The sequence below is a fragment of the Terrabacter sp. Ter38 genome, from assembly GCF_024519435.1.
In the GTDB taxonomy this organism is placed as follows: Bacteria; Actinomycetota; Actinomycetes; order Actinomycetales; family Dermatophilaceae; genus Terrabacter.
In genome coordinates this window covers 17,226-40,423 of the sequence record NZ_JALJRZ010000014.1, presented here as the reverse complement: position 1 = coordinate 40,423, position 23,198 = coordinate 17,226, and the positions used below count along the sequence as shown (strand labels likewise).

Sequence of the window (23,198 nt, the reverse complement as noted above, 5' to 3'; positions counted from 1 at the left end):
ACGCGGACCACCGAGGGCACCCGGACAGCACGACGCCCCGGCCGGGAGACCCGGCCGGGGCGTGGTGTTCTGTCTCAACACAGAGTGCACCCGTAGGGATTCGAACCCCAAACCTTCTGATCCGTAGTCAGATGCTCTATCCGTTGAGCTACGGGTGCGTCGTTCCGCCACTCGGAGGAACGAAAAGTTACCTTAGCGCCTCGGGTCCGCATCCACGAAATCGGCCCCGGCCCGGGGATGAGGACCCCGCCGGGCACCCTACGAACAGCGGCCGGCGGACGCCACCTCACGGCACACGCGGTCGGCCCGACCGGGCGCCACGATCACCGGCTGCCCGGTACCGGCGAGTACTGAAATTCCTGCAAGAAACCGACAACAGATCGTCGTTTTCCTTGCGGCGACGCAGCCATGTGAGGCGTCTCACCGCTCCGTCGCCCGCATGGGGTCAACGGCACCCACGACGGCGCGTACCTTGAAGTCATCACGTCATCTGTTCAGCATGTGGACACCTGCAGCCCGATCCGGGCTCGCCCAGGATCCACCTGCGGAGCAGCTTCACACCGGCACGACGTGGTGCCGGGCGGCACCGCGCGCGAAGGGATGGGCCCCGAGTTGACCACGACCCACGAGAAACAGACACACACGACGCACGCGGGTCTTGCCGCGTGGGTCGAGCAGGTCGCCGAGCTGACGCAGCCGCGCGACATCCGGTGGATCACCGGCTCCCCCGAGGAGTGGACCGAGCTGACCGACCAGCTCGTCGAGGCCGGTACCTTCGTCCGGCTCAACGAGAGCAAGAAGCCGAACTCCTTCTACTGCGCCTCCGACCCCAGTGACGTCGCGCGCGTCGAGGGGCAGACCTACATCTGCTCCGTCGACGAGAAGGACTCCGGGCCCACCAACAACTGGATGGCGCCCGACGAGATGAAGGCTCGGATGACCGAGCTGTACCGCGGCAGCATGGCGGGCCGCACCATGTACGTCATCCCCTTCGTCATGGGTCACCTCGACGCCAAGGTCCCGATGTTCGGTGTCGAGGTCACCGACTCCGCCTACGTCGTCGTCTCGATGCTCGTCATGGCCCGCTGTGGCGACAAGGTGCTCCACAAGATCGAGGAGACGAACGCCGACTTCGTGCCGGCCCTCCACTCGGTCGGCGCCCCGCTCGCCGAGGGCCAGGCCGATGTCAGCTGGCCGTGCTCCGACACGAAGTACATCGTCCACTTCCCCGAGGAGCGCACGATCTGGAGCTACGGCTCCGGCTACGGCGGCAACGCCCTCCTCGGCAAGAAGTGCTACTCCCTGCGCATCGCCTCGGCGATCGCCCGCGACGAGGGCTGGATGGCCGAGCACATGCTCATCCTCAAGCTCACCTCGCCCAAGGGGTCCGTCCACTACATCGCGGCAGCCTTCCCGTCCGCCTGTGGCAAGACGAACCTCGCGATGATCACGCCCACCATCCCCGGCTGGAAGGCCGAGATGGTCGGCGACGACATTGCCTGGATGCGCTTCGGTGAGGACGGCCGCCTCTACGCCGTGAACCCGGAGTTCGGCCTCTTCGGCGTCGCTCCCGGCACTGGCGAGTCGACCAACCCCAACGCGATGGCCACCATCGAGAAGGGCAACTCGGTCTTCACCAACGTCGCCCTGACCGACGACGGCGACGTGTGGTGGGAGGGCATGACCGACGAGCCGCCGGCGCATCTCACCGATTGGCACGGCAACAGCTGGACGCCCGAGGACGGCAAGTCGGGAACGCTCTCGAGCCACCCCAACAGCCGCTTCTGCACGCCGGCCTCCCAGTGCCCGATGATCGCCCCGGAGTACGACAACCCCGACGGTGTGCCGATCGACGCGATCCTCTTCGGCGGCCGCCGCAAGACGACCGTGCCGCTCGTCTACGAGTCGCGCGACTGGCAGCACGGCACCTTCATCGGCGCCACGCTCTCCTCGGAGACCACCGCCGCCGCGACCGGCGCCGTCGGCGTCGTGCGCCGCGACCCGATGGCGATGCTGCCCTTCATCGGCTACCACGCCGGCGACTACATGAACCACTGGCTCGAGATCGGGAAGAGCGCGGACGCCTCCAAGCTCCCCCGCATCTTCGGCGTCAACTGGTTCCGTCGCGACGAGGAGGACGGCTCCTTCCTCTGGCCCGGGTTCGGCGAGAACAGCCGGGTCCTGAAGTGGGTCATCGAACGCCTCGACGGCGACGCCGATGCCGTGGAGACCCCGATCGGGTTCGTGCCGACCGAGGGCGCCATCGACATCGACGGGCTCGACATGACGCCCGAGCAGGTCGCCAAGGCCATTCGGGTCGACGCAGCCGACTGGGAGAAGGAGCTGGCCCTCATCCAGGAGTGGTTCGACACGTTCGGCGAGCAGCTCCCCGCGGAGCTGTGGGCCGAGTTCGACGCCCTCAAGGCCCGCGTCAGCGAGCGCTGAGAGGTCGGTCCACCGCCTGCTGGCCGGCGGGCGGCGGACGACGTGATGCAGGGCCCGGCACCTCACGGTGCCGGGCCCTCCGTCATGCACCGACGGGTCGCTCTGACGGGGTCGCTCGAGGAAGGTATGCCGTGTCGCTCGAGCAGGTGTGCCGTGCCCCGGGCGTGCGGCACAGCCGGCGGGCTGCGTGCCCGTGCCACCCACCCGGGTACGGGGTGGGCATGAGCGAAGGGAACGGGTACCGCCGCGAGGAGTCGGAGGCCGAGCGTCTCGACCGCAACTTCGGTGAGCAGCTGCAGGAGCTGCGCATCGTCCAGACGGGCGTGCAGATCCTCTTCGCCTTCTTGCTGACCATCCCCTTCCAGCAACGGTTCACGAGCCTGACGCAGCTGCAGCGCAGCATCTACGTCGTCACGCTGCTGTCCATGGCGATCAGCACCCTGCTCTTCATGACCCCGGTCGCCATGCACCGCATGCTCTTCCGCGAGGGGCTGAAGGACTTCGTCGTGCGGCACACGGACACGCTGATCGGCACGGGGCTGTTCTTCCTCGGCACCGGGATCGTCGGCGGTGTCGTGCTGGTGCTCGACGTCCTGCTGCGCAGCTCCGCCGCGTTCTGGATCGGGGGCGTGCTGGCGCTGCTGGGCGTCAGCCTGTGGGTGCTGCTTCCCCTGTCGCAGCGCCGCCGCGGGCGCCGGGAGGACGCCGTCGAGAAGTCGGGCACCCCGTCCCCCAACTGACCGTCGAGAGGCCACGTTCGGCCGCCCCGTTCACCGTCGAGAGGCCACGTTCGGCCGCCTCTTCACCCTCGAGAGGCCACGTTCTCCGGTCGCGCTAGCGGGGGCGGCGGGACGCCGTCGCTCAGCACAAGACAGAAGGACCCCGACGGAAACGTGTCGGGGTCCTTCTGTCTTGTGCTGGCGGAGGCGGCGGGATTTGAACCCGCGAGAGGTTTTATCCTCAACCCGCTTAGCAGGCGGGCGCACTAGGCCACTATGCGACGCCTCCGTGCCCGCGACGAGGCCGCCGAGGCGACGTCGGATGCACGGGCGAGCACAGGCTACCGGCCGGGGTGCGCCCGGCCCAAACCGGGGTGACCGATCGCGTGCCGGCTTACCCAACTCGATGAGGCATCTATCAGGTTGACAGGGCACAATATTGATCGGCTCGTGCGCACGAGCCGATCAGAGAGGACTCCATGACGTATCCGAACACGCGAGGTCCGGCTGCGCCGCCGACCCGTGAGGCGCTGCGACGCGACCTCAAGTCAGGTTTTCGCAAGGCGCTCGGCCTCACCGCCCTGGGGACGGTCGTTCCCGGAGCCGGGCTCACCCAGACCCGCAGTCGCACGTTCGGGTGGGTCCTGCTGTTCCTCGCCGTGCTCAGTCTGGGAGCCGGCGCGTACTACGTGATGCGTACTGGGTTGACGAATGCCGCGCTCTCGATCGTGGCCCGGCCCAACGTGCTGCAGGCCATCACCATCGCGTTCGTCGTCGGCGGCATCCTGTGGTGCTCCTCCATCATCCTCACTGCCGTCCAGTCACGCCCCGCGAAGCTCGACCGGGCGCGGACGCGCATCCTCGCGGCCTTCACGACGCTCATGGTCTTCGTCGTCGCGGGATCGTCCTTCAAGTTCGCCGAGTACGCCAGCATCACGCAGACCACCGTGGCGCAGGTCTTCGGCACCTCACCGGTCAAGCCGGGCGTCGGAGCCCAGGTGGCCGAGGGCGAGGACCCGTGGGCCGACCAGGCACGCGTGAACATCCTGCTGCTCGGCTCGGACGCCGGAGTGGGGCGCACGGGCACGCGAACCGACTCGATGATCGTCGCAAGCATCGACACGAAGACCGGACGCACGGCCCTCATCTCCCTCCCCCGCAATCTCCAGAAGGTGCCACTCCCCGAGGACAGCCCACTCCGGCGCCTCTACCCCAGCGGCACCTACGGAAAGCCGGTCTGTATCCGCGCCCAGACCGACGCGGCGGACCAGTGCATGCTCAACGCTGTCTGGACGGAGGTCGACCAGTACCGCCAGTCCCACCCCAACGCCTACAAGGGCGCTGCGCCAGGACGCGACGAGACACGAAATGTCATTGCCGAGGTGCTCGGCCTGAAGATCGACCACACCGTGGTGGTGGACCTCAAGGGATTCTCGCAGCTCATCGATGCCATGGGCGGCGTGGACATCAACGTGAAGCTGAGCGGCTTCGGCACGAAGCTGCCCATCGGTGGCCACAGCGACGGCAACGGAGGGGTCATCGGTGAGACCGGCTACTTCAGCCCGGGCCGGCAGCACCTCTCAGGCAACCTCGCTCTCTGGTACGCCCGCACCAGGGCGGCCGACAGCGACACGTACCGTCAGGCGCGCCAGCGCTGTGTCGTCCAGGCCGTCGTCAAGCAGGTGGATCCGGCGCAGATGGTCTCCAAGTATCCCGAGATCGCCCGAATCGCCCGCGACAACATCTACACCGACATCCCGGCCCAGAACCTTCCCGCCTTCGTCAACCTCATCGAACGGGTCCAGAAGAACGGCAAGATCACCAGCCTGTCACTGGCCCAGATCCCCGGCTTCGACTCGGTGAACCCCAACTACGACGAGATCCACGCCTTCGTCCAGAAGGGCATCGCTGCGCCGAAGCCGGCCACGCCGTCGACGCCGACCAAGACCCCGACCAAGACGCCTTCGCCGACGACGACGTCGTACGACGAGTGCTGATCACTGGGCGACGCGACTGCACCCAGGACCAACAACAAAGCCCCCGGCCGATGGCCGGGGGCTTTGTCACAAACGACTGAGGTTGGTGTCGCTCGTTGCTGTTGCTCTCGAGTGATCAGAGCGGGCGAACTGCGTCGGCCTGCGGGCCCTTGGGACCCTGCGTGACCTCGAACTCGACTCGCTGCGCCTCGTCCAGCGAACGGTAACCGTTCGACTGAATGGCCGAGTAGTGGACGAAAACGTCGGGGCCGCCGCCGTCCTGGGCGATGAAGCCGAAGCCCTTTTCAGCGTTGAACCACTTGACGGTGCCCTGTGCCATACGGGTAACTCTTCCTTCTTTAGCGTGTGGGACAACGCACCTCGCGCATCCCAAGCTGCCGTATTGACTCCACTCGACGGGCGCGAACCCACCGAAGCCGAAAGGAAACCCGTCACCGTTGCGGATGACGGGCACCTGCTCGACTGCGAGGAACTGCAACTGCAACCGCGACGAACCTAGCAGAATACCGGCCGGTCGGCCCGTCGGATGACACTCGTTTTTGGGCGTTCAGGAACCGTTCGTCGCGACGTCACGTCGGGTGCCTCGCAGCGCGAGCTGCGGGGGTCGGTCGCCGCGGATCGTGGCGACCATGTCGAGGACGCGCCGGGTCGCCCGGACGTCGTGCGCGCGGAACACCGTGGCCCCGAGCCAGGCCGCCACGGCGGTCGCCGCGAGCGACCCCTCGAGCCGCTCCTCGGCGGGCAGGTCGAGAGACTCCCCGACGAAGTCCTTGCGCGACATCGCCTGCAGCACAGGGTAGTTCAGGGCAGTGATGTCGGCCGTGTGCCTCAGGACCTCGAGCGAGTGCGCGGTGGTCTTGCCGAAGTCGAGTGTGGGGTCGACGAGGATGCGCTCTCGAGGTATGCCGGCCCGCTCGGCCGCACGGGCACCGTCGGCCAGGGTGCGCACGACGTCCCGCACGACGTCGAGGGGATCGTCGCCGTAGGTGACGTCGACCGGATCGGTCCGGGGCGGAAGGCCGCCGGTATGCGAGATGACGTAGCCGGCACCGATGTCCGACGCGACGTGGACGAGATCAGGGTCATGCCCGGCCCACGTGTCGTTGACGAGGTCCACGGTCCCGGCCGCTTCATGGGCCACCTCCGACCTCCACGTGTCGAGGCTCAGTAGGACGTCTGGGTGCTCGGCCCGCGCCCACTGGAGGAACGGGACGACGCGCCGGATCTCCTCCTCGGCATCGACGACCTCGCCCTCCTGACCGGCGCGCACGCCACCGATGTCGACGAGGTCTGCGCCGAGCTCGACGGCCTCGACGAAGGCCGCCCTGGCGGACTCGAGGTCGGCGTGGCGGTTGCCGCTGAAGAAGGAGTCAGGGGTCCGGTTGACGATCGCCATGACGGCGGGCGAGGCAGCGTCGAAGCGGCGTCCTCGCAGGACGAGAGGGCTCGCCGGCGGGAGCTGGAGGGGGGCCAGCCGGCTCAGGATCTCGGCGGTGTCGGGTGCGGGATCCGAGCCGGAATGTCTGGTCACACTGTCGTATCTCACGGGGCCACTCAAAGGTCAACGGTGGACTCGAGCATGGTTGCGGAACTGTTACCATTGTGGAGCAGACATCGCCCACGGCCCGGCCACGCTCCCGGCCGGGTCGCGGGTGGTTCGCCGGTCCTGATCGTCCCGCAATGACGGTCGACCAACCGGGTCCGCGACGACGCGTCGGCGGGCCCAGTCACCAAGGAAACTGAATACAGAGATGTCGTACATCGTGTCGTTCTTCGCGGCCATGAACCGTCCGTCCACGTCGATGCCGGTCGGTCAGTACAACTCCAGCACGACGTTCGAGGAGAGGCTCGGCCTGCTCTGAGAGGGCGTGCAACCGCTGGGCTCACCGTCGAGACCGGTGCATGAGAACAAAAGGGACTCCGGATCTCCGGAGGCCCTTTTTTCATGCCCGGATCCGCTCCCGGATCCGCTCTGGTGGCGGAGGGCCTGGGACGGACTCCGCGCCTCCGCAACTCCTCCGAAAGCGCTCCGCGCCGACGGAGCAGCTTGGCGGAGGGCGTGGGATTCGAACCCACGATGGGCTATGAACCCATAGCGGTTTTCAAGACCGCCGCACTCGGCCACTATGCGAGCCCTCCAGTGTCCGCGGAAGTCTAGCCGCGGGTGCCCCACCCGTCCGAATCGTCCCGGCGACCACCGCCACCCGTCCGGTGGTGTGCCTCATGGTGCTGCGTGCGGTGGGTTCCGGCCCCCCGGAGGCAGCACCATCCGCAGCACGATGACGGCGCGGCCGGAGCGGTGGGTCAGCCGGAGCGGTGGGTCAGATGTACATCGCGGGGTCGAGCCACTGGTTGGTCGCGTCGCGCTTCGGGAACCGGATGACCGCCGGGATGCCCGTCGCCACGGCACCCGCGGGGACGTCCTTGACGACGACGGAGTTGGCCCCGACCTGGACGTCGTCGCCGATGCGGACGGGCCCGAGCACGTGGGCACCTGCGCCGATGGTGACGCGGTTGCCGACCGTGGGGTGCCGCTTGACGTGTTCCATCGAGCGGCCACCCAGGGTGACCCCGTGGTAGAGCATGACGTCGTCGCCGACCTCGGCGGTCTCGCCGATGACGACACCCATGCCGTGGTCGATGAAGAACCGCCGTCCGAGCCGGGCCGCCGGGTGGATCTCGACGCCGGTGATCGAACGCGTCACCGTCGCGAGGACCCGCGCCGGCAGCCGCCCACCCGGGCGCTTCCACAGCTCGTGCAGTCCGCGGTGCGCCCAGATGGCGTGCAGCCCGGGAGAGGTCAGGACCATCTCGAGGCGGGAGTTGGCCGCGGGGTCGCGCTCGATGGCGCCGTCCACGTCCTCGCGGGCGCGGTCGGCGAGCTTGCGCACGAAGCCGAGCGGGCCGGCATACGACCGCTCGCCGGGGACGACGGCGGCTGCGTGGGAGGTCACAGTCGCCGCCGGCTCCCCGGCCAACCCGGCCACCCCGACCACCTCGGCCGCCCCGTCACCACGCACGAGCGTCAGCGGTTTCTCGGCCGGCCGGGGCCCGTGGTCGATCTGCGGTGCGGTGCTCATGCACGACTCCTTGGTGGCGTTGCAGTGGGACGGGCGTCGAGGGGACGTCAGTCGACGAGACCCTCGAAGAGGATCGTCGACAGGTAGCGCTCGCCGAACGACGGGATGATGACGACGATCGTCTTGCCGGCGTTCTCGGGACGCTGGGCGACCTGGACTGCGGCGGCGATGGCGGCACCGGACGACAGGCCGACGAGCAGGCCCTCCTCGGTCGCGGCGCGGCGGGCCCACTTCACGGAGGTCTCGGCGTTGACGTCGATGACCTCGTCGTAGACCTCGGTGTCGAGGATCTCGGGGACGAAGTTGGCGCCGATGCCCTGGATCTTGTGCGGACCGGGCTGGCCGCCATTGAGGATCGGGCTCTCCTCGGGCTCGACGGCGATGATCTGGACGCTCGGCTTGCGGGCCTTGAGGACCTGGCCGACGCCCGTGATGGTGCCACCGGTGCCGATGCCAGCAACGACGATGTCGACCTCGCCGTCGGTGTCCTTCCAGATCTCCTCCGCGGTGGTCCTGCGGTGGATCTCGGGATTGGCCTCGTTGGCGAACTGGCGGGCGAGCACGCCGCCGCGCTCGGCGACGATCTCGTCGGCCTTGGCGACCGCGCCCTTCATGCCGGTCGACGGGTCGGTGAGGACGAGCTCGGCACCGAAGGCACGCAGCAGCGCGCGGCGCTCCTTGCTCATCGACTCGGGCATCGTCAGCACGACCTTGTAGCCGCGGGCGGCGCCGACCATGGCCAGCGCGATGCCGGTGTTGCCGGAGGTGGCCTCGACGATGGTGCCGCCGGGCTCGAGCTGCCCGCTCGCCTCGGCGGCGTCGATGATCGCGACCCCGATGCGGTCCTTGACGGAGTTGGCGGGGTTGTAGAACTCGAGCTTGGCGGCAACCGTCGCCTGCGCCCCGTCGGTGACCTTGTTGAGGCGCACGAGCGGCGTGTTGCCGATCAGCTTGGTCACGTCGTCGTAGATCGGCATTGCTGGAGCCCTTTCGGCTGGGTACGGCGGAACAGTCGGTCACTCGATTGTCTCCGACAACCGAGTTCTCGTTATGCATATTCCAACACGCCGTTATCGGTTGCCAAGGCCACGCCCATGATCCGGGCGCCGCCACGACGCCGGCCACCCGGGCACACCCCCGAGGGCGTATGCCGCCCGGCGGCGGGACGAAGGGGACGAGCGTCACGCCGCGACGGCCGTCACAATCACTAAGCGCTTGCTCACGCGTCAGTAGACTCCCCCGCATGAGTGCGCTCCAGATCGTCGCCGCCGTCGTGTGCCTCGGCGTCACCGCCGTGGCCGTCGCCCTGCTCGTCAAGACGATCAACCACTTCCTCGCGACCTTCCGCCTCGGCCAGCCCGAGGACCGCGGTGACGACAAGGGGGCCCGCACCCGCACGCTGCTGCGCGAGTTCCTCGGCCACACGCGCATGTCGCGCCTGCCCGTCGTCGCGATCGCGCACTGGTTCACGATGGTCAGCTTCGGCGTCCTCTTCTTCACCCTGCTCAACGCCTTCGGCCAGCTCTTCCAGCCGGAGTTCGTGCTGCCGCTCATCGGCCACTTCTTCCCCTACGAGTGGGTCACCGACTTCTTCGCCTTCGCGGGCTTCATCTCGATCGTCGTGCTCATGGCGATCCGTCAGAAGAACCACCCGCGCTCGGCCGCGGGTGAGGACGGGCGCCGCAGCCGCTTCTTCGGCTCGACGTGGTGGCAGGCCTACTACGTCGAGCTGACGATCCTCGGCGTGACGCTCTGCATCGGCCTGCTCCGCGCGCTCGAGTGGACCCTCGCGCGCAAGACCGGCACCGGCATGGACACCGCCCTCCACTTCCCGCTGACGGGCTGGATCGGCAACTTCTTCACCGGACTGTCGGTCGGCGCCATCGAGAACCTCATCGTCGTCATCGCCGCAGTCAAGATCCTCATCTCCTTCGCGTGGATGATCACCATCGCGCTCCAGCCGACGATGGGCGTCGCCTGGCACCGCTTCCTCGCCTTCTTCAACATCTTCTTCAAGCGCCACGCCGACGGCCGCACGAGCCTCGGTGAGCTCCAGCCGATCAAGGTCGACGGCAAGCCCCTCGACTTCGAGAACGTCGACGAGCTCGACGAGGACGCCGCACTCGGCGTCGGCAAGGTCGAGGACTTCACGTGGAAGGGCCTGCTCGACTTCACGACGTGCACCGAGTGCGGTCGCTGCCAGAGCCAGTGCCCGGCGTGGAACACCGACAAGCCGCTCTCCCCCAAGCTGCTCGTCATGACGCTGCGCGACCACGCCCACGCCAAGTCCCCGTGGCTGCTCGCCTCCGACGAGGTCCGTGCGGGCGGCATCGAGTCGGCCGAGGGATTCAGCGACGCGACGAAGGGCGCCGTCGCCACCGAGCAGCTCGTCGGCGAGACCGGCTACGACATCCGGCACCCGCTCACGGCCTACAACCCGCACGGGCCCGACGCCGTCATCGACGAGGACGTCCTCTGGTCCTGCACGACGTGCGGCGCCTGCGTCGAGCAGTGCCCGGTCGACATCGAGCACGTCGACGCGATCGTCGACCTGCGCCGCTACAAGAACCTCATCGAGTCGGCCTTCCCGGCCGAGCTCAACGGCCTCTTCAAGAACCTCGAGAAGAACTCCAACCCCTGGGGTCTCGCGCCGCGGCTGCGGATGGACTGGGCCAAGGACCTCCCCTTCGAGGTCAAGCAGGTCGGCCAGGACGTCGAGGACCTCTCCGAGGTCGACTACCTCTTCTGGGTCGGCTGCGCCGGCGCCTACGAGGACCGCGCCAAGAAGACGACGCGCGCGGTGGCCGAGCTGCTCGACACCGCCGGTGTCTCCTTCGCCGTGCTCGGCGACGGCGAGGCCTGCACGGGCGACTCGGCCCGCCGCGCCGGCAACGAGTTCCTCTTCCAGATGCTCGCCCAGCAGAACGTCGAGACCCTCAACGAGGTCGGCGCGAGCAAGATCGTCGTCACCTGCGCGCACTGCTTCAACACCATCAAGAACGAGTACCCCCAGCTCGGCGGGCAGTACGAGGTGCTGCACCACACCCAGCTGCTCAACCGGCTCGTCCGCGAGAAGCGCCTCACGCCCGTCGCGCGCCCCGGTGATGCGCTGGCCACCGGGGCGCTCACGGGGGCCGCGTCGACCGGCGCCAAGGTCACCTACCACGACCCCTGCTACCTCGGCCGCCACAACCAGGTCTACGCGCCGCCGCGCGAGCTGCTCCAGATCCTGCCCGGCGTCGAGTACGCCGAGATGGAGCGCAGCAAGGAGAAGTCCTTCTGCTGCGGCGCCGGTGGCGCCCGCATGTGGATGGAGGAGAAGCTCGGCACCAGGATCAACACCAACCGCACCGAGGAGGCCCTCGCCACGGGGGCCGAGCGCATCGCCGTCGGCTGCCCCTTCTGCAAGGTCATGCTCTCCGACGGCCTCAACGCCGCGATCCAGGACGGCAAGGCCACCGACGCCGTCGAGGTCGTCGACGTCGCCCAGATGCTGCTCGCCGCCGTGCGTCGCGGCGACGGCGGCGGGGAGCCTGACGAGGCGGAAACGCCTGAGCCCCAGCCGGACCCGGAGCCCGCACCGGTCGCCTGAGCGCGCCGGACGGGATACCTCCTCCTGAGGTCCGTCGTGACGAAGGGGCGCCTCCCGCGGGGGGCCTTCGTCGTCCCCGACGTGAACAGCGGCACCGCAACGAGATGTGGGAACGCTCTCACACACCCTTGCCCAACCCCTCGCGACGGTGAAGGGTGAGCCCATGACTCAACGACGAGATCGACGTGGGTGGCCCGCCCGCGGGCTCCACCGACTGGCCCTCGCGGCCCTGGCCGTCGCCACCACGGCCGTCCCGACCATTGCCGTCGCCGGAGCCGGAGCAGCACCAGCGCCGGTATCTGCCGTCGCTGCGGCCTCCAGCACCCCGGCCTCCAGCACCCCGCGCTCCAGTACTCCGGACCTCGGGCCGACCACCCTCGTCCTCGACCCGTCGATGTCCACCGCCGACATCCAGGCCAAGGTGGACGCGGTCGCCGCCGCACAGGTGCCCAACGAGAGGGGCCCCCAGCGGTACGCCATCCTCTTCAAGCCCGGCACCTACGGCACCGCCGACAAGCCGCTCAACTTCCAGGTCGGCTACTACACCGAGGTCGCCGGCCTCGGCCAGAACCCGGGCGACGTCGTCATCAACGGCTCGGTCTACGTGCGCAACCAGTGCAGCGCGCCGGGCAGCTGCATCGCGCTCAACAACTTCTGGCGGTCGCTGTCCAACCTGACGGTCAACGTGACCACCCCCGACTTCGGTTGCTACAGCGGACAGTTCTGGGCCGTCTCGCAGGCAGCGCCGCTGCGCCGCGTCCACATCAAGGGTCTGACGACCCTCATGGACTACTGCACCGGCCCGTCCTTCGCCAGCGGCGGCTTCATCGCCGACTCGACGTTCGACGGGGTCGTCATCAACGGCTCCCAGCAGCAGTTCTTCACCCGAAACAGCACGGTGGGCAGCTGGACCAACGGCGTCTGGAACCAGGTCTTCTCCGGCACCGTGGGCGCACCCGCCGAGTGCTTCCCCGCCTCGTCGGCGTGCGGCGGCCCCTACACGACCGTCGACACGACGTCGGTGAGCCGTGAGAAGCCCTACCTCTACGTCGACGGTTCGGGCGCCTACCGCGTCTTCGTGCCGGCGGCCGCGACCGACAGCCGTGGGGTCTCATGGGCCTCGGGGTCGACACCGGGCCGCTCGATCGGCATCGGCGACTTCTACGTCGCCAAGCCGTCGGACTCGGCGCAGGCGATCAACCGCGAGCTCGCCCGCGGCCGCAACCTGCTGCTCACCCCCGGCGTCTACCACCTCGACCGGACCCTCAGGGTCAAGCGGGCCGACACCATCGTGCTGGGGCTCGGCCTGTCCAGCCTCACCCCGACCACGGGCCAGGTCGCGATGAGCGTCGCCGACGTGCCGGGGGTCGACATCGCCGGCATCACCTTCGACGCCGGTCCGGTCAGCTCGCAGGTCCTGCTCCAGATCGGCACGCAGCGTGCCGCCGGGAGCCAGGGGCCGAGCCGGGCCGGGTGGAGCAGCGCCGCCGACCCAACCGGCCTGCAGGACGTCTTCTTCCGCATCGGCGGCCCGCACGTCGGCAAGGCCACGGTCAGCCTCGAGGTCAACAGCGACCACGTCGTGCTCGACGACATCTGGGCCTGGCGCGCCGACCACGGCAACGGGGTCGGGTGGACGAGCAACAGCGCCGACACCGGTCTCGTCGTCAACGGCGACCACGTCACGGCTACGGGACTGTTCGTCGAGCACTACCAGAAGACCGAGGTCATCTGGAACGGTGAGCACGGCTCGGTCACGTTCTTCCAGAACGAGCTGCCCTACGACCCGCCGAGCCAGGCCGCCTGGATGTCGGCGCCGGGCCACGAGGGCTATCCGGCCCTGCTCGTCGGCGCTGACGTGAAGAGCTTCTCGGGCTCCGGGATGGGCTCCTACAGCTTCTTCAACCAGGGCGTCGACGTGTTCGCTGCCAACGCGTTCGAGGTGCCCACGACGTCCGGCGTGCGTCTGCACGACCTGCTGACGATCTTCCTCGACCCGTCCAACGGCAAGGGTGGCATCCGCAACGTCGTCAACGGCGTCGGCGGCTCGTCGACGATCGCCAACCCGGACGTCCCGGTCACCGTCGTCGACTACCCCTGAGCAGCCTCCTCCCGGCCCGACGGTCGTATGCCGTCGGGCCGGGAGGCGTTGTCCTGTGCAGCACCGTAGGGTGATCCGATGACTGCCGCCCTCACCGCCGTCGCCCGCGACCTCGCTCCGACCGGCCTGCTACGGGCCTCGATCAACCTCGGCAACCCCGTTCTCGCACAAGGCGCTCCGCAGGCGCCGACCGGTGTGACGGTCGACATCGCGCGTGCCGTGGGCGAGCGCCTCGGCGTGCCTGTCGAGCTGGTCTGCTTCGACGCGGCGCGCCGGTCGTTCGAGGCGATGGCGACGGGCGACGCCGACCTGTGCTTCCTCGCCGTCGACCCGGCCCGGGCGACCGAGGTCGCCTTCACAGCGCCCTACGTCGTCATCGAAGGTGTCTACGTCGTGCCCGTCGACTCCCCCGTGCGCTCCGTCGCCGACGTCGACCGCGACGGCGTCCGGGTCGGGGTGAAGCACGGCTCGGCCTACGACCTCCACCTCACCCGGACCCTGGAGCACGCGAGCATCGTCCGCGGTGACGAGGGCGTCGACGTCTTCGTCTCCGAGGGGCTCGAGGTCGGCGCCGGCATCCGGGAGCCCGTCACCGCCTTCGCCGCCCGCTGCGACGACGTGAGGGTCCTCGACGAGGCGTTCATGCAGATCGAGCAGGCCGTCGGCACGACGCGGACGCGAGCGGACGACACCGTCGCCTTCCTGCGCGAGCTCGTCGAGGAGCTGAAGGCGAGCGGCTTCGTCGCCGACGCGTTGGCGCGGTCCGGGCAGTCGGGCGCCGCGGTCGCCCCGCCGGCCTGACGGCATACGCGGCCGGACGGCATACGGCGACGCGGCGAGACGCGGCCGGACGGCATACGACACCGTGGTGGTTCGCGCCCCCGCGCAGGGGTGCGAACGACCACGGTCCGGTCGGGCTCAGCCGTCCCGGCCCACGGTCGGCGCCGTGATGCCGAAGGCCGTCAGCTCCTCGCCGGTCAGCAGGCGCGAGCGGGTGAGGCCTGCCATGACGGCGTCGCAGTCGCGCGCCGCCTGGCCGAGCACGTCGTCGGGCAGGGGAAAGACCCGCGCCAGCGGGTGCGCCTCGCGGTGGTCGCGGAGGGCGTCCCCGGGCAACGTGATCGGGGCGTCGACGGTGTCGACCTGCACGCCGGCTGCGGCCGAGCGCAGCCACGAGTCCGCGACGTGGGCGCGGACCCCGCCGCCGCTGCCGGACTCGGCGTGCACGTCGACGGGCATCGGCCGATTGTGCCCACACTCCGACGCCCGTCGACAGCAGTGCGTCGGATCCCACAGCACCTGTTCGCCGCCAGGTTGGACAGAAGGGGTGGTCAAGCAGCCGATTGAGGCGCACCATGAAGGAACACGCACAGGATCCTTCATGGGAAAGTCCGAGGAGCGACGATGTCACGACGAGCCCCCTTCGTGCCCGACGGCGTGCCGGTGCTGTCGCGCGGCCGCCACCGCAGCTCGCGCAAGGGCGCGTGCTTCATGGAGATGGCCTCGTTCCTGGCCGGCGAGCGGTGGAGCGACCACCCGGAGTGCACGCACCCGGTGCTCGCGACCCTTGCGCGCTGTGTCAACGACATGCTCGACGAGACGCACCGGCAGCGCCTCGTGACGATGATCCCCGAGGTGGTCGGCCTCAACCCGGACGACCCACGGGTCACGACGGCGCTCGTGCTGACGACGGCCCGGGCGGCCCTGCCCGTCGCCGCCGAGGAGCGCCAGAACGTCATGGCCCTCGCCATCCTCAATGCCGAGGGCATCCTCGCCGAGCAGGACGGTCGTGCTCACGGACAGCTCTCCAAGGCCTCTCGCGCCGCGCTCGCCACGGCGCCTGCGGCAGAGCGCTGGGCCCGGATCCACTTGGCCCGCATGGGCTTCAACACCGCAGCCGTCCGGCCTGCCAACGCCGCCAAGGTCGTCGCCCTCGCCGTGGACGGCATCGCCCGCGCCTGTGTCGACGACCCGGAGGAGCGCCTCGTGAAGCTCCTCCGCGACGGCATCAACGTCGTGGCCACGTTCGCACCGCTCACACCCGAGCCGGTCCGCGTCACCTGGGCCGTCCCCGAGTCGACGCCGGTCTCCCCCGAGCCCACGCGTCAGGCACGCAGCCTCACGCACTGATCGAGCCGGCATACGCGAGTGGCCACGTCCGAGGTCGGACGTGGCCACTGCGCGTCGGCCGCATCGCGGCAAGCGCCTGCTGTCAGCGGGTCTCGCGGAAGTCGACGTGCTCGCGGGCGACGGGGTCGAACTTGCGCAGCACCATGCGGTCGGGGTTGCTGCGACGGTTCTTGCGCGTGACGTAGCTGTAGCCGGTGCCGGCGGTCGAACGCAGGGTGACGACGGGGCGCAGGTCGGTGCGCTTGGCCATGGGGGCTCCTTCGGTCTGGGGGTCACGAGTTCTCGTGACTGTAATGAGAACCATTCTCGACGGTGGGACATTCCCGCTGCGCCGAGTCAGCCCCGCCCGGCTCCTGTCGGGGCATGCCTGACGCCCCCGCATCCGACGCGGGGGGCCTCAGGAGAGTCCCTGCGGGCAGAGGCGTATGCCGTCAGCCGCTCAGCAGATGCCCCGGATCAGGCGAGGCCGGCGCTGGCGAGCCACGTCTTGGCGACCTCGCTCGCATCCTTCTTGTCGACGACGACCTGCTTGACCATGTCTGCCAGCGACGTCGTGTCGAGCTTGGCCGAGACCGCGTTGAGGGCGGCCTTGACGCTGTCGGCCTTCTCGGACCGGACGAGCGGCACGACGTTGTCGGAGCCGAAGAGGCTCTGCGGGTCGTCGAGCACGACGAAGCCGTTGGCCGAGATCGACGGGTCGGTGCTGAAGATGTTGGCCGCCTTGACCTGACCGTTCTTCAGGGCCTCGACCGTCGCCTGGCTCTGCAGCGGGCGGAACTCCTTGGGGGTGATGTTGTAGACCGACTTGAGGCCGACGAGGCCCTGCTGGCGGGTCTTGAACTCGGGCGGGGCCCCGATGCTGAGCTCGTCCTGGTGCGCGGCCAGGTCGGGGATCGCCTTGAGCGACCACTGGCTCGCGGTGTCCTTGGTGACGGCGAGGGAGTTCTTGTCCTCGGCCGCGGACTTGTCGAGCACCGTGAGCCCCTGCGGCACGACCTTCTGGAGGGCGGAGTAGACCTCGTCGGGCTGGGTGACCTTGGCGTTCTTGTCGTAGAAGTTGAGCAGCGAGCCGGTGTACTCGGCGAGGACGTCGACCTCGCCGCCGGTGATGGCCTTGAGGTAGGTCTCGCGGCTGCCGATGTTGAACTGGCGGGCGACCGTCATGCCCTTGGCCTCGAGGGCCTGGGCGTAGATCTCGCCGAGCAGGGCGGCCTCGGGGAAGTCGGCAGAGCCGACCTTGACCGAGCCGGCGGCGCCGGTCGATCCCCCGGTCGCGCCGGCTCCGGCGCTCGTGGCCGGGGCGAGCGGGTCGCCGCCGCCCCCGCAGGCGGCGAGCGGCACGACGGCGGCGAGGAGCAGGCCCGCGGCCAGGAAGCGCGTGCGTGTCATGTTCGGTCCCTTTCGGATGGGGTGCCCGTGGTGGCGGTCGCCTGCACGGGGCCGGTGGTGCCGGAGCCCACGAGCGCGGCCTGCCGCGGGTCGGGGTCCGAGCGGTCTGCACCGTCGGAGTCTGGTTCGGAGTGGGGATCGGAGTTTCGTGCGCGTGAACGGGCAACACGCGTGGCCCGCCCACTGATTCCCGGTGAGACGGCCCTCTTCTCGAGCAGGGCCAGGAGTCCGTCGGCGACGAGCGCGAGGGCGGCGACGAGGATCGACCCGCAGACCATCTGGACGTAGTCGCGCGAGGCAAGACCGTCGATGAGGTAGCGGCCGAGACCTCCGAGGCTGACGGAGGCCGCGATGGTGGCGGTCGCGATGACCTGGAGGGTCGCGCTGCGCAGGCCGCTGAGGAAGAGCGGCAGCGCACACGGTGCCTCGACCTTGGTCAGTACCTGCCAACCGGTCATCCCCATCCCACGGGCGGCATCGCGCGCGGCGGGCTCGACGCTGTCGATGCCGGCATACGTGCCCGACAGCAGCGGCGGGATCGCGAGCAGCACCAGGACGGTGATGCTCGGGATGACGAAGGCGAGGTCGCTCTGGATCAGCGGTCCCACGAACATCGAGACGGCGAAGAGCAGGCCGAGGGTCGGCACGGCGCGGGCGGCGTTGGCGCCCGTCACGAGCCAGCGCAGGCGGCCCGAGTGGCCCACCCAGGCGCCCAGCGGCACGGCGACGACGAGCGCGACGAGCAGCGTCAGGCCCGTGTAGAGCAGGTGCTCGAGCACGCGGTGGGGCACACCGTCGGCGCCCTGCCAGTTGGCCGGATCGGTGAACCAGCCGAAGATCTTCGCCAGGCTCATGCGGCCACCGTCCTGGTCCACGGCGTCAGCACGCGGGACACGACCTGGATGACGAGGTCGAAGACGAGCGCGAGGAGCAGGCACGCGACGATGCCGACCCACACCTCGGTCGGGAAGGACCGGGCGTAGCCGTCGGTGAGGAAGTAGCCGAGCTGGGAGATGCCGATGAGCGAGGAGACGCTGACGATGCTGACGTTGCTCACGGCGGCGACGCGCAGGCCGGCCGCGATGACGGGCACCGCGAGCGGGAGGTCGACGGCACGGAACCGGGCGAACGAGCCGTAGCCCATCGCGATGGCCGCCTGCTGGGTCGACCCGTCGACGGAGAAGAGCCCGTCGGCGACGGTGCGGGTCAGCAGCGCCACGGTGTAGACGGTCATCGCGACGATGACGTTGACGGGGTCGAGGATCTTCGTGCCGAGCAGCGGCGGCAGGAGGATGAAGAGCGCGAGCGACGGGATCGTGTAGAGCAGGCCGGTCGTCGTGAGCAGCAGGGCACGCAGCCGGGGTCGGCGCGCGGCGAGCCAGCCGAGGGGCAGGGCGATGACGAGGCCGAGCACGAGCGGCAGCCCGGCGAGCCAGGCGTGCTGGCCGGCGCGGAACATGATGTCGCCGATGTGGTCGAGGGCCCAGGTCACCGCGCGGTCGCCTCCTCGGCCGAGGTCGGTGAGGCGGCGGCGTCGCGTCGGGCCTCGATCGCGGGGATCACCTCGGCCGCCCGGATGGTGCCGACGAGACGGCCGTCGGCGTCGGCCACGACGCCGCGTCCGCTGGGGGACGACAGGGCCGCGTCGAGCAGGGCTCGCAGCGATCCGGTGGTCGACGCGACGGTGCCACCGCGGTGCAGGACCGTGCGCGTCACCTCGGACTCGACGGCGGCCGCCCGGACCCAGCCCAGGGGCTCGCCCGCGTCACCGACGCACAGCACCCACGGCGTTCCGACGGCTCGGACGTCGTCGGCACTGGCGCCCAGAGACACCGTGGGCTCGTCGGCGAGCGAGAGCTCGGGGGCCGCCGCGAAGGACAGCGCGCGGTAGCCACGGTCGCGCCCGACGAAGCCGGCGACGAAGTCGTCGACGGGGTCGGCGAGGAGCGTGGCCGGCGAGTCGAGCTGGGCGAGAACGCCGCCCACGCGCAGGACCGCGACCTGGTCGCCGAGCTTGACGGCCTCGTCGATGTCGTGGGTGACGAAGAGAATCGTCTTGCCGAGGTCGGACTGGAGCCGGAGGAACTCGTTCTGGAGCTGCTCGCGCACCACGGGGTCGACGGCCGAGAAGGGCTCGTCCATGAGCATGACGGGCGGGTCGGCCGCGAGCGCCCGAGCCACCCCGACGCGCTGCTGCTGGCCGCCCGAGAGCTGTGCGGGATAGCGCCTGGCCATCGCCGGGTCGAGGCCGACCCGCTCGATGAGCTCCATGGCCCGGGAACGCGCTGTGCGCTTGTCGGTGCCGAGCAGCCGCGGGACGGTCGTGACGTTGTCGAGGACCGTGCGGTGCGGGAAGAGGCCCGCGTGCTGGATGACGTAGCCGATGCCGCGGCGCAGCTCTGCCACGTCGAGCGAGGCGGTGTCGCGGCCGTCGATCGAGATCGTGCCGGACGTCGGGGTGATCATCCGGTTGACCATGCGCAGCGTCGTCGTCTTGCCGCAGCCCGAGGGCCCGACGAGGACGGTGATCTTGCCCGTCGGGGCCTCGAGGGTCAGGTCGTCGACCGCGACCGACCCGTCCCCGCTTTCGGTACCGGACGCATCGGCGTAGCGCTTGGTCACGCCCTCGAAGCGGATCATGCTCCTCAACGTACCCGCCTGCACCGACCGCGCCGCGGACCTCGTCGAGGGTCAGATGTCGACGGTGACGCCGCCGGAGTGCACGACCCTTGCCACGACGGCCCCGATCGGACCGGAACGCGGCTCCCCCGTGCCACCGAGCTCGCGCGCGAAGGAGGCCCCGACGACCTCGGTCACGAGGGCCGTCCAGAGCCGGGCCCGCACGAGCATCGCGTGGTCGGCGCGGGCGACGCGGACGAGGGAGGCGTCGAGCCCCTCGGCCTGCATCTGCTCGACCGCACGGCGGGTACGGGCGAGCGAGCAGATGACGTCACGGTCGCCGTGGATGAGCACGGTGCGTCTGCCGGCACCCGGGTGCGGGTCGCCCGGCTCGACCCACGGAGCGAGGCCGACGACGAGGCGCACGTCGGGCTCGTCGCCGACGAACATCGCGACGCGTCCGCCCATCGAGTGACCGACGAGGGCGATCGGGACACCGGGGTATGCCGCACGCACCTGTGCCAGCGCCCACCTGGCGTCCTCGACGGGCATCGCGTCGCCGTTCCAGCCACGGACGCGGAAGCGGAGACGGGCAACGGCGATCGGGCCGGGCACCCGCGTCAGGGACCGGGCGAACGGCACGAGGCGCGCGACGTTGTGCGACCAGGGCCGGTTGGGCTCGTGACCGTCGACGGCACCGCCGTGCATGACGAGGGCGACGACGGCCGCGGCCGCAGGTCGGGCGTCCCAGACCAAGGAGGCCGACGGCATGCTGTCGCCGTCGGCCGCGGTGGTGTCGAGGTCGGCGCTCACACCTGGGTGCGGTGGAAGCTCGCGAACGAGCGGCTCGCCGTGGGACCGCGCTGCCCCTGGTAGTGCGAGCCGTAGGCCGCTGAGCCGTAAGGGTTCTCGGCAGGCGAGCTGAGGCGGATGAAGCAGAGCTGGCCGATCTTCATGCCGGGGTAGAGCATGATCGGCAGGGTCGCGACGTTGGACAGCTCGAGCGTGACGTGGCCGGAGAAACCGGGGTCGACGAAGCCGGCGGTCGCATGGGTCAGCAGGCCGAGCCGTCCGAGCGAGCTCTTGCCCTCGACGCGCGCGGCGAGGTCGTCGGGCAGCGTCACGGTCTCGAGCGTCGAGCCGAGGACGAACTCACCCGGGTGCAGCACGAAGCTGTCCTCGTCGGGACCGACCTCGACGAGCCGCGTCAGCTCCGGCTGCTCGGCGGCCGGGTCGATGTAGGGGTACTTGTGGTTGTCGAAGAGCCGGAAGAACTTGTCCAGCCGGACGTCGACGCTCGACGGTTGGACCATCGAGGGGTCCCACGGGTCGAGCACGACCCGCTCGGCGGCGATCTCGGCCCGGATGTCCTTGTCGGAGAGCAGCACGGGACGAGGCTATAACGCCGGCCCGGTTTCGCCCCGACACTCCCTGCCCGACTCTCCCACCCGACTCTCCCACCCGACTCTCCCACCCGACTCTCCCACCCGACTCTCCCGCCCGACTCTCCTGCCTCGCGGACGCCCCACGGACGCCGTCGGCGACCTATCGTCACGTCATGGACCCCTCCGACCCCTCCGACCCCTCCGGCCCGGTCTCCGGCCGCCCCGACGACGCCCTGCTCGCCGACTTCCACTCCGTCCTCCGACGGATCCTCGACTCGCTACCGGCCGACGACGCCGGACAGCGGCTGTCGGACGCCCTGCGCGAGCACCTCGGGGTCGAACCGCACCTGCTCGCCGTCGTCTCGGCCACCGTGCTGCCGCACCGCCTCGTCGACGCGGACATCGCCCTGTCCGAGGTCGCGGGCACCGACCCCGACGGCACCGTCATCGGCATCGCCGGCGACGCGCGTCACCACATGTCGCTCGGCGACCTCGTGCAGCGCTTCCACGGCCAGGTCATGTCGGTCGGCCAGGTCGACTACGACCGGATGCCGATCGGCCCCGGCAAGGACGACCAGCGCCAGGTCGTGACCTCCGGCATCCGCCTCTTCCACTTCGACGGTCACGCGGTCGCGGTCCGGCAACAGGGCATGAACCGACAGTTCGGGCGCGAGTCCGGGACCATCGAGGTCGTCGCCCGTGATCGTGACGTCTCCGACGCCGTCATGGCCCGCGTGCAGGAGCTCATGGACGAGCGGAGCGTCATCCGCGGCCGGGTCGTGACCTTCGGCTCTGACCCCTACGGTCCCGGCATGGCCGGCGTGACCTTCATCGAGCGACCGACCGTCGACGCGGCCGCCGTCGTGCTGCCCGACGGCTTGCTCGACCGGGTGGCGCACCACGTCATCGGGATGGGCGAGCACCGGGAGCGGCTCGTGGCCCACGGGCAGCACCTCAAGCGCGGCGTCCTGCTCTACGGACCGCCCGGCACCGGCAAGACGCACACGGTCCGCTACCTGCTCTCGGCCACGCCCGGCACGACGGCCGTGCTGCTGAGCGGCGGCTCGTTGCGCTTCATCCATGACGCCGCCAAGGTCGCCCGGGCGCACCAGCCGGCGATCGTCGTCCTCGAGGACTGCGACCTCGTCGCCGAGGACCGGTCGTTTGCGCCGATGGGGGCCTCCCCCCTGCTCTTCGAGGTGCTCGACGCCCTCGACGGCCTCGACTCCGACTCGGACGTCGCCTTCGTGCTGACGACGAACCGCGTCGAGGACCTCGAGGTCGCCCTGTCGCAGCGGCCCGGCCGTGTCGACCTCGCCGCCGAGATCCCGCTGCCGGACGCCGAGGGCCGTCGCGAGCTCCTCCGCCTCTATGGCGGGCACCTCTTCGGCCCCGAGGCGATCTCGGCCGCGGCCGCCCGGGCCGAGGGCACGACGGCATCCTTCGCCAAGGAGCTCGTGCGGCGCGCGGTCCTCGCTGCGGCGGTCGCCGACGAGCCGCCGGGGGACGACCACCTCGGCCACGCCCTGGACGAGCTCCTGTCGGACGCGGAGGCGCTGACCCGGAGCCTGCTCGGCGTCGGGCTCGACGGGCGCGACGGTTCCGACGGGGACCACCCGGGTATGCCGTCCGGCCGGCGGCCGCGGCCCGGCCGCTCCGTCGCCGCGCTCGGCCCCTCCTCCGACGGAGGGATCACGTACCCAGTGTGACCGCGGACCCGGGCACACCGCATACGCCATCG

20 protein-coding genes and 3 tRNA genes are annotated in these 23,198 nt (G+C 70.0%); 8 read left to right on the top strand and 15 right to left on the bottom strand.

Annotation, left to right across the window (positions count from 1 at the left end; translation table 11 throughout):
• Positions 1-85 precede the first annotated feature (85 nt).
• Positions 86-158, bottom strand: a tRNA-Arg gene (locus tag NR112_RS21070).
• Positions 159-600: 442 nt separating this feature from the next.
• Between NR112_RS21070 and NR112_RS21065 the strand changes: the two genes are divergently transcribed.
• Together NR112_RS21065 and NR112_RS21060 are read left to right on the top strand one after the other, a co-directional pair.
• Positions 601-2,445, top strand: coding sequence for a phosphoenolpyruvate carboxykinase (GTP) (locus tag NR112_RS21065; RefSeq protein ID WP_256796234.1), 1,845 nt, complete (start codon positions 601-603; stop codon positions 2,443-2,445).
• Between the two features lie 221 nt (positions 2,446-2,666).
• Entirely contained in the window at positions 2,667-3,185 is a 519-nt protein-coding gene (locus tag NR112_RS21060; protein ID WP_256796233.1) for a DUF6328 family protein, read from the top strand.
• Between the two features lie 178 nt (positions 3,186-3,363).
• Here NR112_RS21060 and NR112_RS21055 read toward each other — a convergent pair.
• A tRNA-Ser gene (locus tag NR112_RS21055) sits at positions 3,364-3,453 on the bottom strand.
• Positions 3,454-3,643: 190 nt separating this feature from the next.
• On the opposite strand from NR112_RS21055, the gene NR112_RS21050 reads away from it, so the two are divergent.
• Positions 3,644-5,161, top strand: a complete 1,518-nt coding sequence (locus tag NR112_RS21050) for an LCP family protein (protein WP_256796232.1) — start codon at positions 3,644-3,646, stop codon at positions 5,159-5,161.
• A gap of 115 nt (positions 5,162-5,276) precedes the next feature.
• On the opposite strand, the gene NR112_RS21045 is transcribed toward NR112_RS21050, so the two are convergent.
• The 5 genes from NR112_RS21045 to cysK all read right to left on the bottom strand — a co-directional run bounded on the left by NR112_RS21045 (position 5,277) and on the right by cysK (position 9,218).
• Positions 5,277-5,480, bottom strand: a complete 204-nt coding sequence (locus NR112_RS21045) for a cold-shock protein (protein WP_013491183.1) — start codon at positions 5,478-5,480, stop codon at positions 5,277-5,279.
• Positions 5,481-5,708: 228 nt separating this feature from the next.
• Entirely contained in the window at positions 5,709-6,644 is a 936-nt protein-coding gene (folP, locus tag NR112_RS21040) for a dihydropteroate synthase (RefSeq protein ID WP_256796295.1), read from the bottom strand.
• A 565-nt stretch (positions 6,645-7,209) separates the two neighbouring features.
• Positions 7,210-7,300, bottom strand: a tRNA-Ser gene (locus tag NR112_RS21035).
• Positions 7,301-7,482: 182 nt separating this feature from the next.
• A complete protein-coding gene (cysE, locus tag NR112_RS21030) occupies positions 7,483-8,241 on the bottom strand; it encodes a serine O-acetyltransferase (RefSeq protein ID WP_306217548.1) in 759 nt (252 codons plus the stop codon).
• Between the two features lie 47 nt (positions 8,242-8,288).
• Complete coding sequence (gene cysK / locus NR112_RS21025; RefSeq protein WP_056774255.1) at positions 8,289-9,218, bottom strand: cysteine synthase A; 930 nt, start codon at positions 9,216-9,218, stop codon at positions 8,289-8,291.
• Positions 9,219-9,484: 266 nt separating this feature from the next.
• Between cysK and NR112_RS21020 the strand changes: the two genes are divergently transcribed.
• The 3 genes from NR112_RS21020 (at position 9,485) to NR112_RS21010 (ending at position 14,735) form a co-directional block, all read left to right on the top strand.
• Positions 9,485-11,833 (top strand): (Fe-S)-binding protein, encoded by a 2,349-nt coding sequence (locus NR112_RS21020; RefSeq protein WP_256796231.1) that lies wholly within the window; start codon positions 9,485-9,487, stop codon positions 11,831-11,833.
• Positions 11,834-11,996: 163 nt separating this feature from the next.
• Positions 11,997-13,934 carry a glycoside hydrolase family 55 protein gene (locus NR112_RS21015; protein WP_256796230.1) on the top strand — a complete coding sequence of 646 codons (1,938 nt, stop codon included), beginning with the start codon at positions 11,997-11,999 and terminating at the stop codon, positions 13,932-13,934.
• A 78-nt stretch (positions 13,935-14,012) separates the two neighbouring features.
• Positions 14,013-14,735 carry a transporter substrate-binding domain-containing protein gene (locus NR112_RS21010; protein WP_256796229.1) on the top strand — a complete coding sequence of 241 codons (723 nt, stop codon included), beginning with the start codon at positions 14,013-14,015 and terminating at the stop codon, positions 14,733-14,735.
• A gap of 117 nt (positions 14,736-14,852) precedes the next feature.
• On the opposite strand, the gene NR112_RS21005 is transcribed toward NR112_RS21010, so the two are convergent.
• Positions 14,853-15,173, bottom strand: a complete 321-nt coding sequence (locus tag NR112_RS21005) for a hypothetical protein (RefSeq protein WP_256796228.1) — start codon at positions 15,171-15,173, stop codon at positions 14,853-14,855.
• A gap of 165 nt (positions 15,174-15,338) precedes the next feature.
• Here NR112_RS21005 and NR112_RS21000 point away from each other — a divergent pair, with 165 nt between their 5' ends.
• On the top strand, positions 15,339-16,064 hold the full coding sequence (locus NR112_RS21000; protein WP_256796227.1) for a hypothetical protein: 726 nt from the start codon (positions 15,339-15,341) through the stop codon (positions 16,062-16,064).
• A gap of 82 nt (positions 16,065-16,146) precedes the next feature.
• Here NR112_RS21000 and rpmG read toward each other — a convergent pair whose 3' ends face one another.
• The 7 genes from rpmG to dcd all read right to left on the bottom strand — a co-directional run bounded on the left by rpmG (position 16,147) and on the right by dcd (position 21,460).
• Positions 16,147-16,314 carry a 50S ribosomal protein L33 gene (gene rpmG / locus NR112_RS20995; RefSeq protein ID WP_020143871.1) on the bottom strand — a complete coding sequence of 56 codons (168 nt, stop codon included), beginning with the start codon at positions 16,312-16,314 and terminating at the stop codon, positions 16,147-16,149.
• 206 nt (positions 16,315-16,520) lie between these two features.
• Positions 16,521-17,453, bottom strand: coding sequence for an ABC transporter substrate-binding protein (locus NR112_RS20990; RefSeq protein ID WP_256796226.1), 933 nt, complete (start codon positions 17,451-17,453; stop codon positions 16,521-16,523).
• A complete protein-coding gene (locus NR112_RS20985; protein ID WP_256796225.1) occupies positions 17,450-18,307 on the bottom strand; it encodes an ABC transporter permease in 858 nt (285 codons plus the stop codon). The genes NR112_RS20990 and NR112_RS20985 overlap by 4 nt, the downstream gene beginning before the upstream one ends.
• Entirely contained in the window at positions 18,304-18,945 is a 642-nt protein-coding gene (locus tag NR112_RS20980) for an ABC transporter permease subunit (RefSeq protein ID WP_256796224.1), read from the bottom strand. Before NR112_RS20980 ends, NR112_RS20985 begins: the two co-directional genes overlap by 4 nt.
• Entirely contained in the window at positions 18,942-20,093 is a 1,152-nt protein-coding gene (locus tag NR112_RS20975; RefSeq protein ID WP_256796223.1) for an ABC transporter ATP-binding protein, read from the bottom strand. The genes NR112_RS20980 and NR112_RS20975 overlap by 4 nt, the downstream gene beginning before the upstream one ends.
• 51 nt (positions 20,094-20,144) lie before the next feature.
• Positions 20,145-20,885, bottom strand: coding sequence for a serine aminopeptidase domain-containing protein (locus NR112_RS20970; RefSeq protein ID WP_256796222.1), 741 nt, complete (start codon positions 20,883-20,885; stop codon positions 20,145-20,147).
• Positions 20,882-21,460: a dCTP deaminase gene (gene dcd, locus NR112_RS20965; RefSeq protein WP_020143865.1), complete on the bottom strand. Its 579-nt coding sequence runs from the start codon at positions 21,458-21,460 to the stop codon at positions 20,882-20,884. The genes NR112_RS20970 and dcd overlap by 4 nt, the downstream gene beginning before the upstream one ends.
• A 170-nt stretch (positions 21,461-21,630) precedes the next feature.
• On the opposite strand from dcd, the gene NR112_RS20960 reads away from it, so the two are divergent.
• Positions 21,631-23,166 (top strand): ATP-binding protein, encoded by a 1,536-nt coding sequence (locus NR112_RS20960; RefSeq protein ID WP_256796221.1) that lies wholly within the window; start codon positions 21,631-21,633, stop codon positions 23,164-23,166.
• The last annotated feature ends 32 nt before the right edge of the window (positions 23,167-23,198 follow it).

Coding starts and splice junctions, on each gene's coding strand:
- NR112_RS21065 (WP_256796234.1), top strand. CDS start 601: ATGGGCCCCGAGTTGACCACGACCCACGAGAAACAGACACACACGACG.
- NR112_RS21060 (WP_256796233.1), top strand. CDS start 2,667: ATGAGCGAAGGGAACGGGTACCGCCGCGAGGAGTCGGAGGCCGAGCGT.
- NR112_RS21050 (WP_256796232.1), top strand. CDS start 3,644: ATGACGTATCCGAACACGCGAGGTCCGGCTGCGCCGCCGACCCGTGAG.
- NR112_RS21045 (WP_013491183.1), bottom strand. CDS start 5,480: ATGGCACAGGGCACCGTCAAGTGGTTCAACGCTGAAAAGGGCTTCGGC.
- cysE (WP_306217548.1), bottom strand. CDS start 8,241: ATGAGCACCGCACCGCAGATCGACCACGGGCCCCGGCCGGCCGAGAAA.
- cysK (WP_056774255.1), bottom strand. CDS start 9,218: ATGCCGATCTACGACGACGTGACCAAGCTGATCGGCAACACGCCGCTC.
- NR112_RS21020 (WP_256796231.1), top strand. CDS start 9,485: ATGAGTGCGCTCCAGATCGTCGCCGCCGTCGTGTGCCTCGGCGTCACC.
- NR112_RS21015 (WP_256796230.1), top strand. CDS start 11,997: ATGACTCAACGACGAGATCGACGTGGGTGGCCCGCCCGCGGGCTCCAC.
- NR112_RS21010 (WP_256796229.1), top strand. CDS start 14,013: ATGACTGCCGCCCTCACCGCCGTCGCCCGCGACCTCGCTCCGACCGGC.
- NR112_RS21005 (WP_256796228.1), bottom strand. CDS start 15,173: ATGCCCGTCGACGTGCACGCCGAGTCCGGCAGCGGCGGCGGGGTCCGC.
- NR112_RS21000 (WP_256796227.1), top strand. CDS start 15,339: ATGTCACGACGAGCCCCCTTCGTGCCCGACGGCGTGCCGGTGCTGTCG.
- rpmG (WP_020143871.1), bottom strand. CDS start 16,314: ATGGCCAAGCGCACCGACCTGCGCCCCGTCGTCACCCTGCGTTCGACC.
- NR112_RS20990 (WP_256796226.1), bottom strand. CDS start 17,453: ATGACACGCACGCGCTTCCTGGCCGCGGGCCTGCTCCTCGCCGCCGTC.
- NR112_RS20985 (WP_256796225.1), bottom strand. CDS start 18,307: ATGAGCCTGGCGAAGATCTTCGGCTGGTTCACCGATCCGGCCAACTGG.
- NR112_RS20975 (WP_256796223.1), bottom strand. CDS start 20,093: ATGATCCGCTTCGAGGGCGTGACCAAGCGCTACGCCGATGCGTCCGGT.
- NR112_RS20960 (WP_256796221.1), top strand. CDS start 21,631: ATGGACCCCTCCGACCCCTCCGACCCCTCCGGCCCGGTCTCCGGCCGC.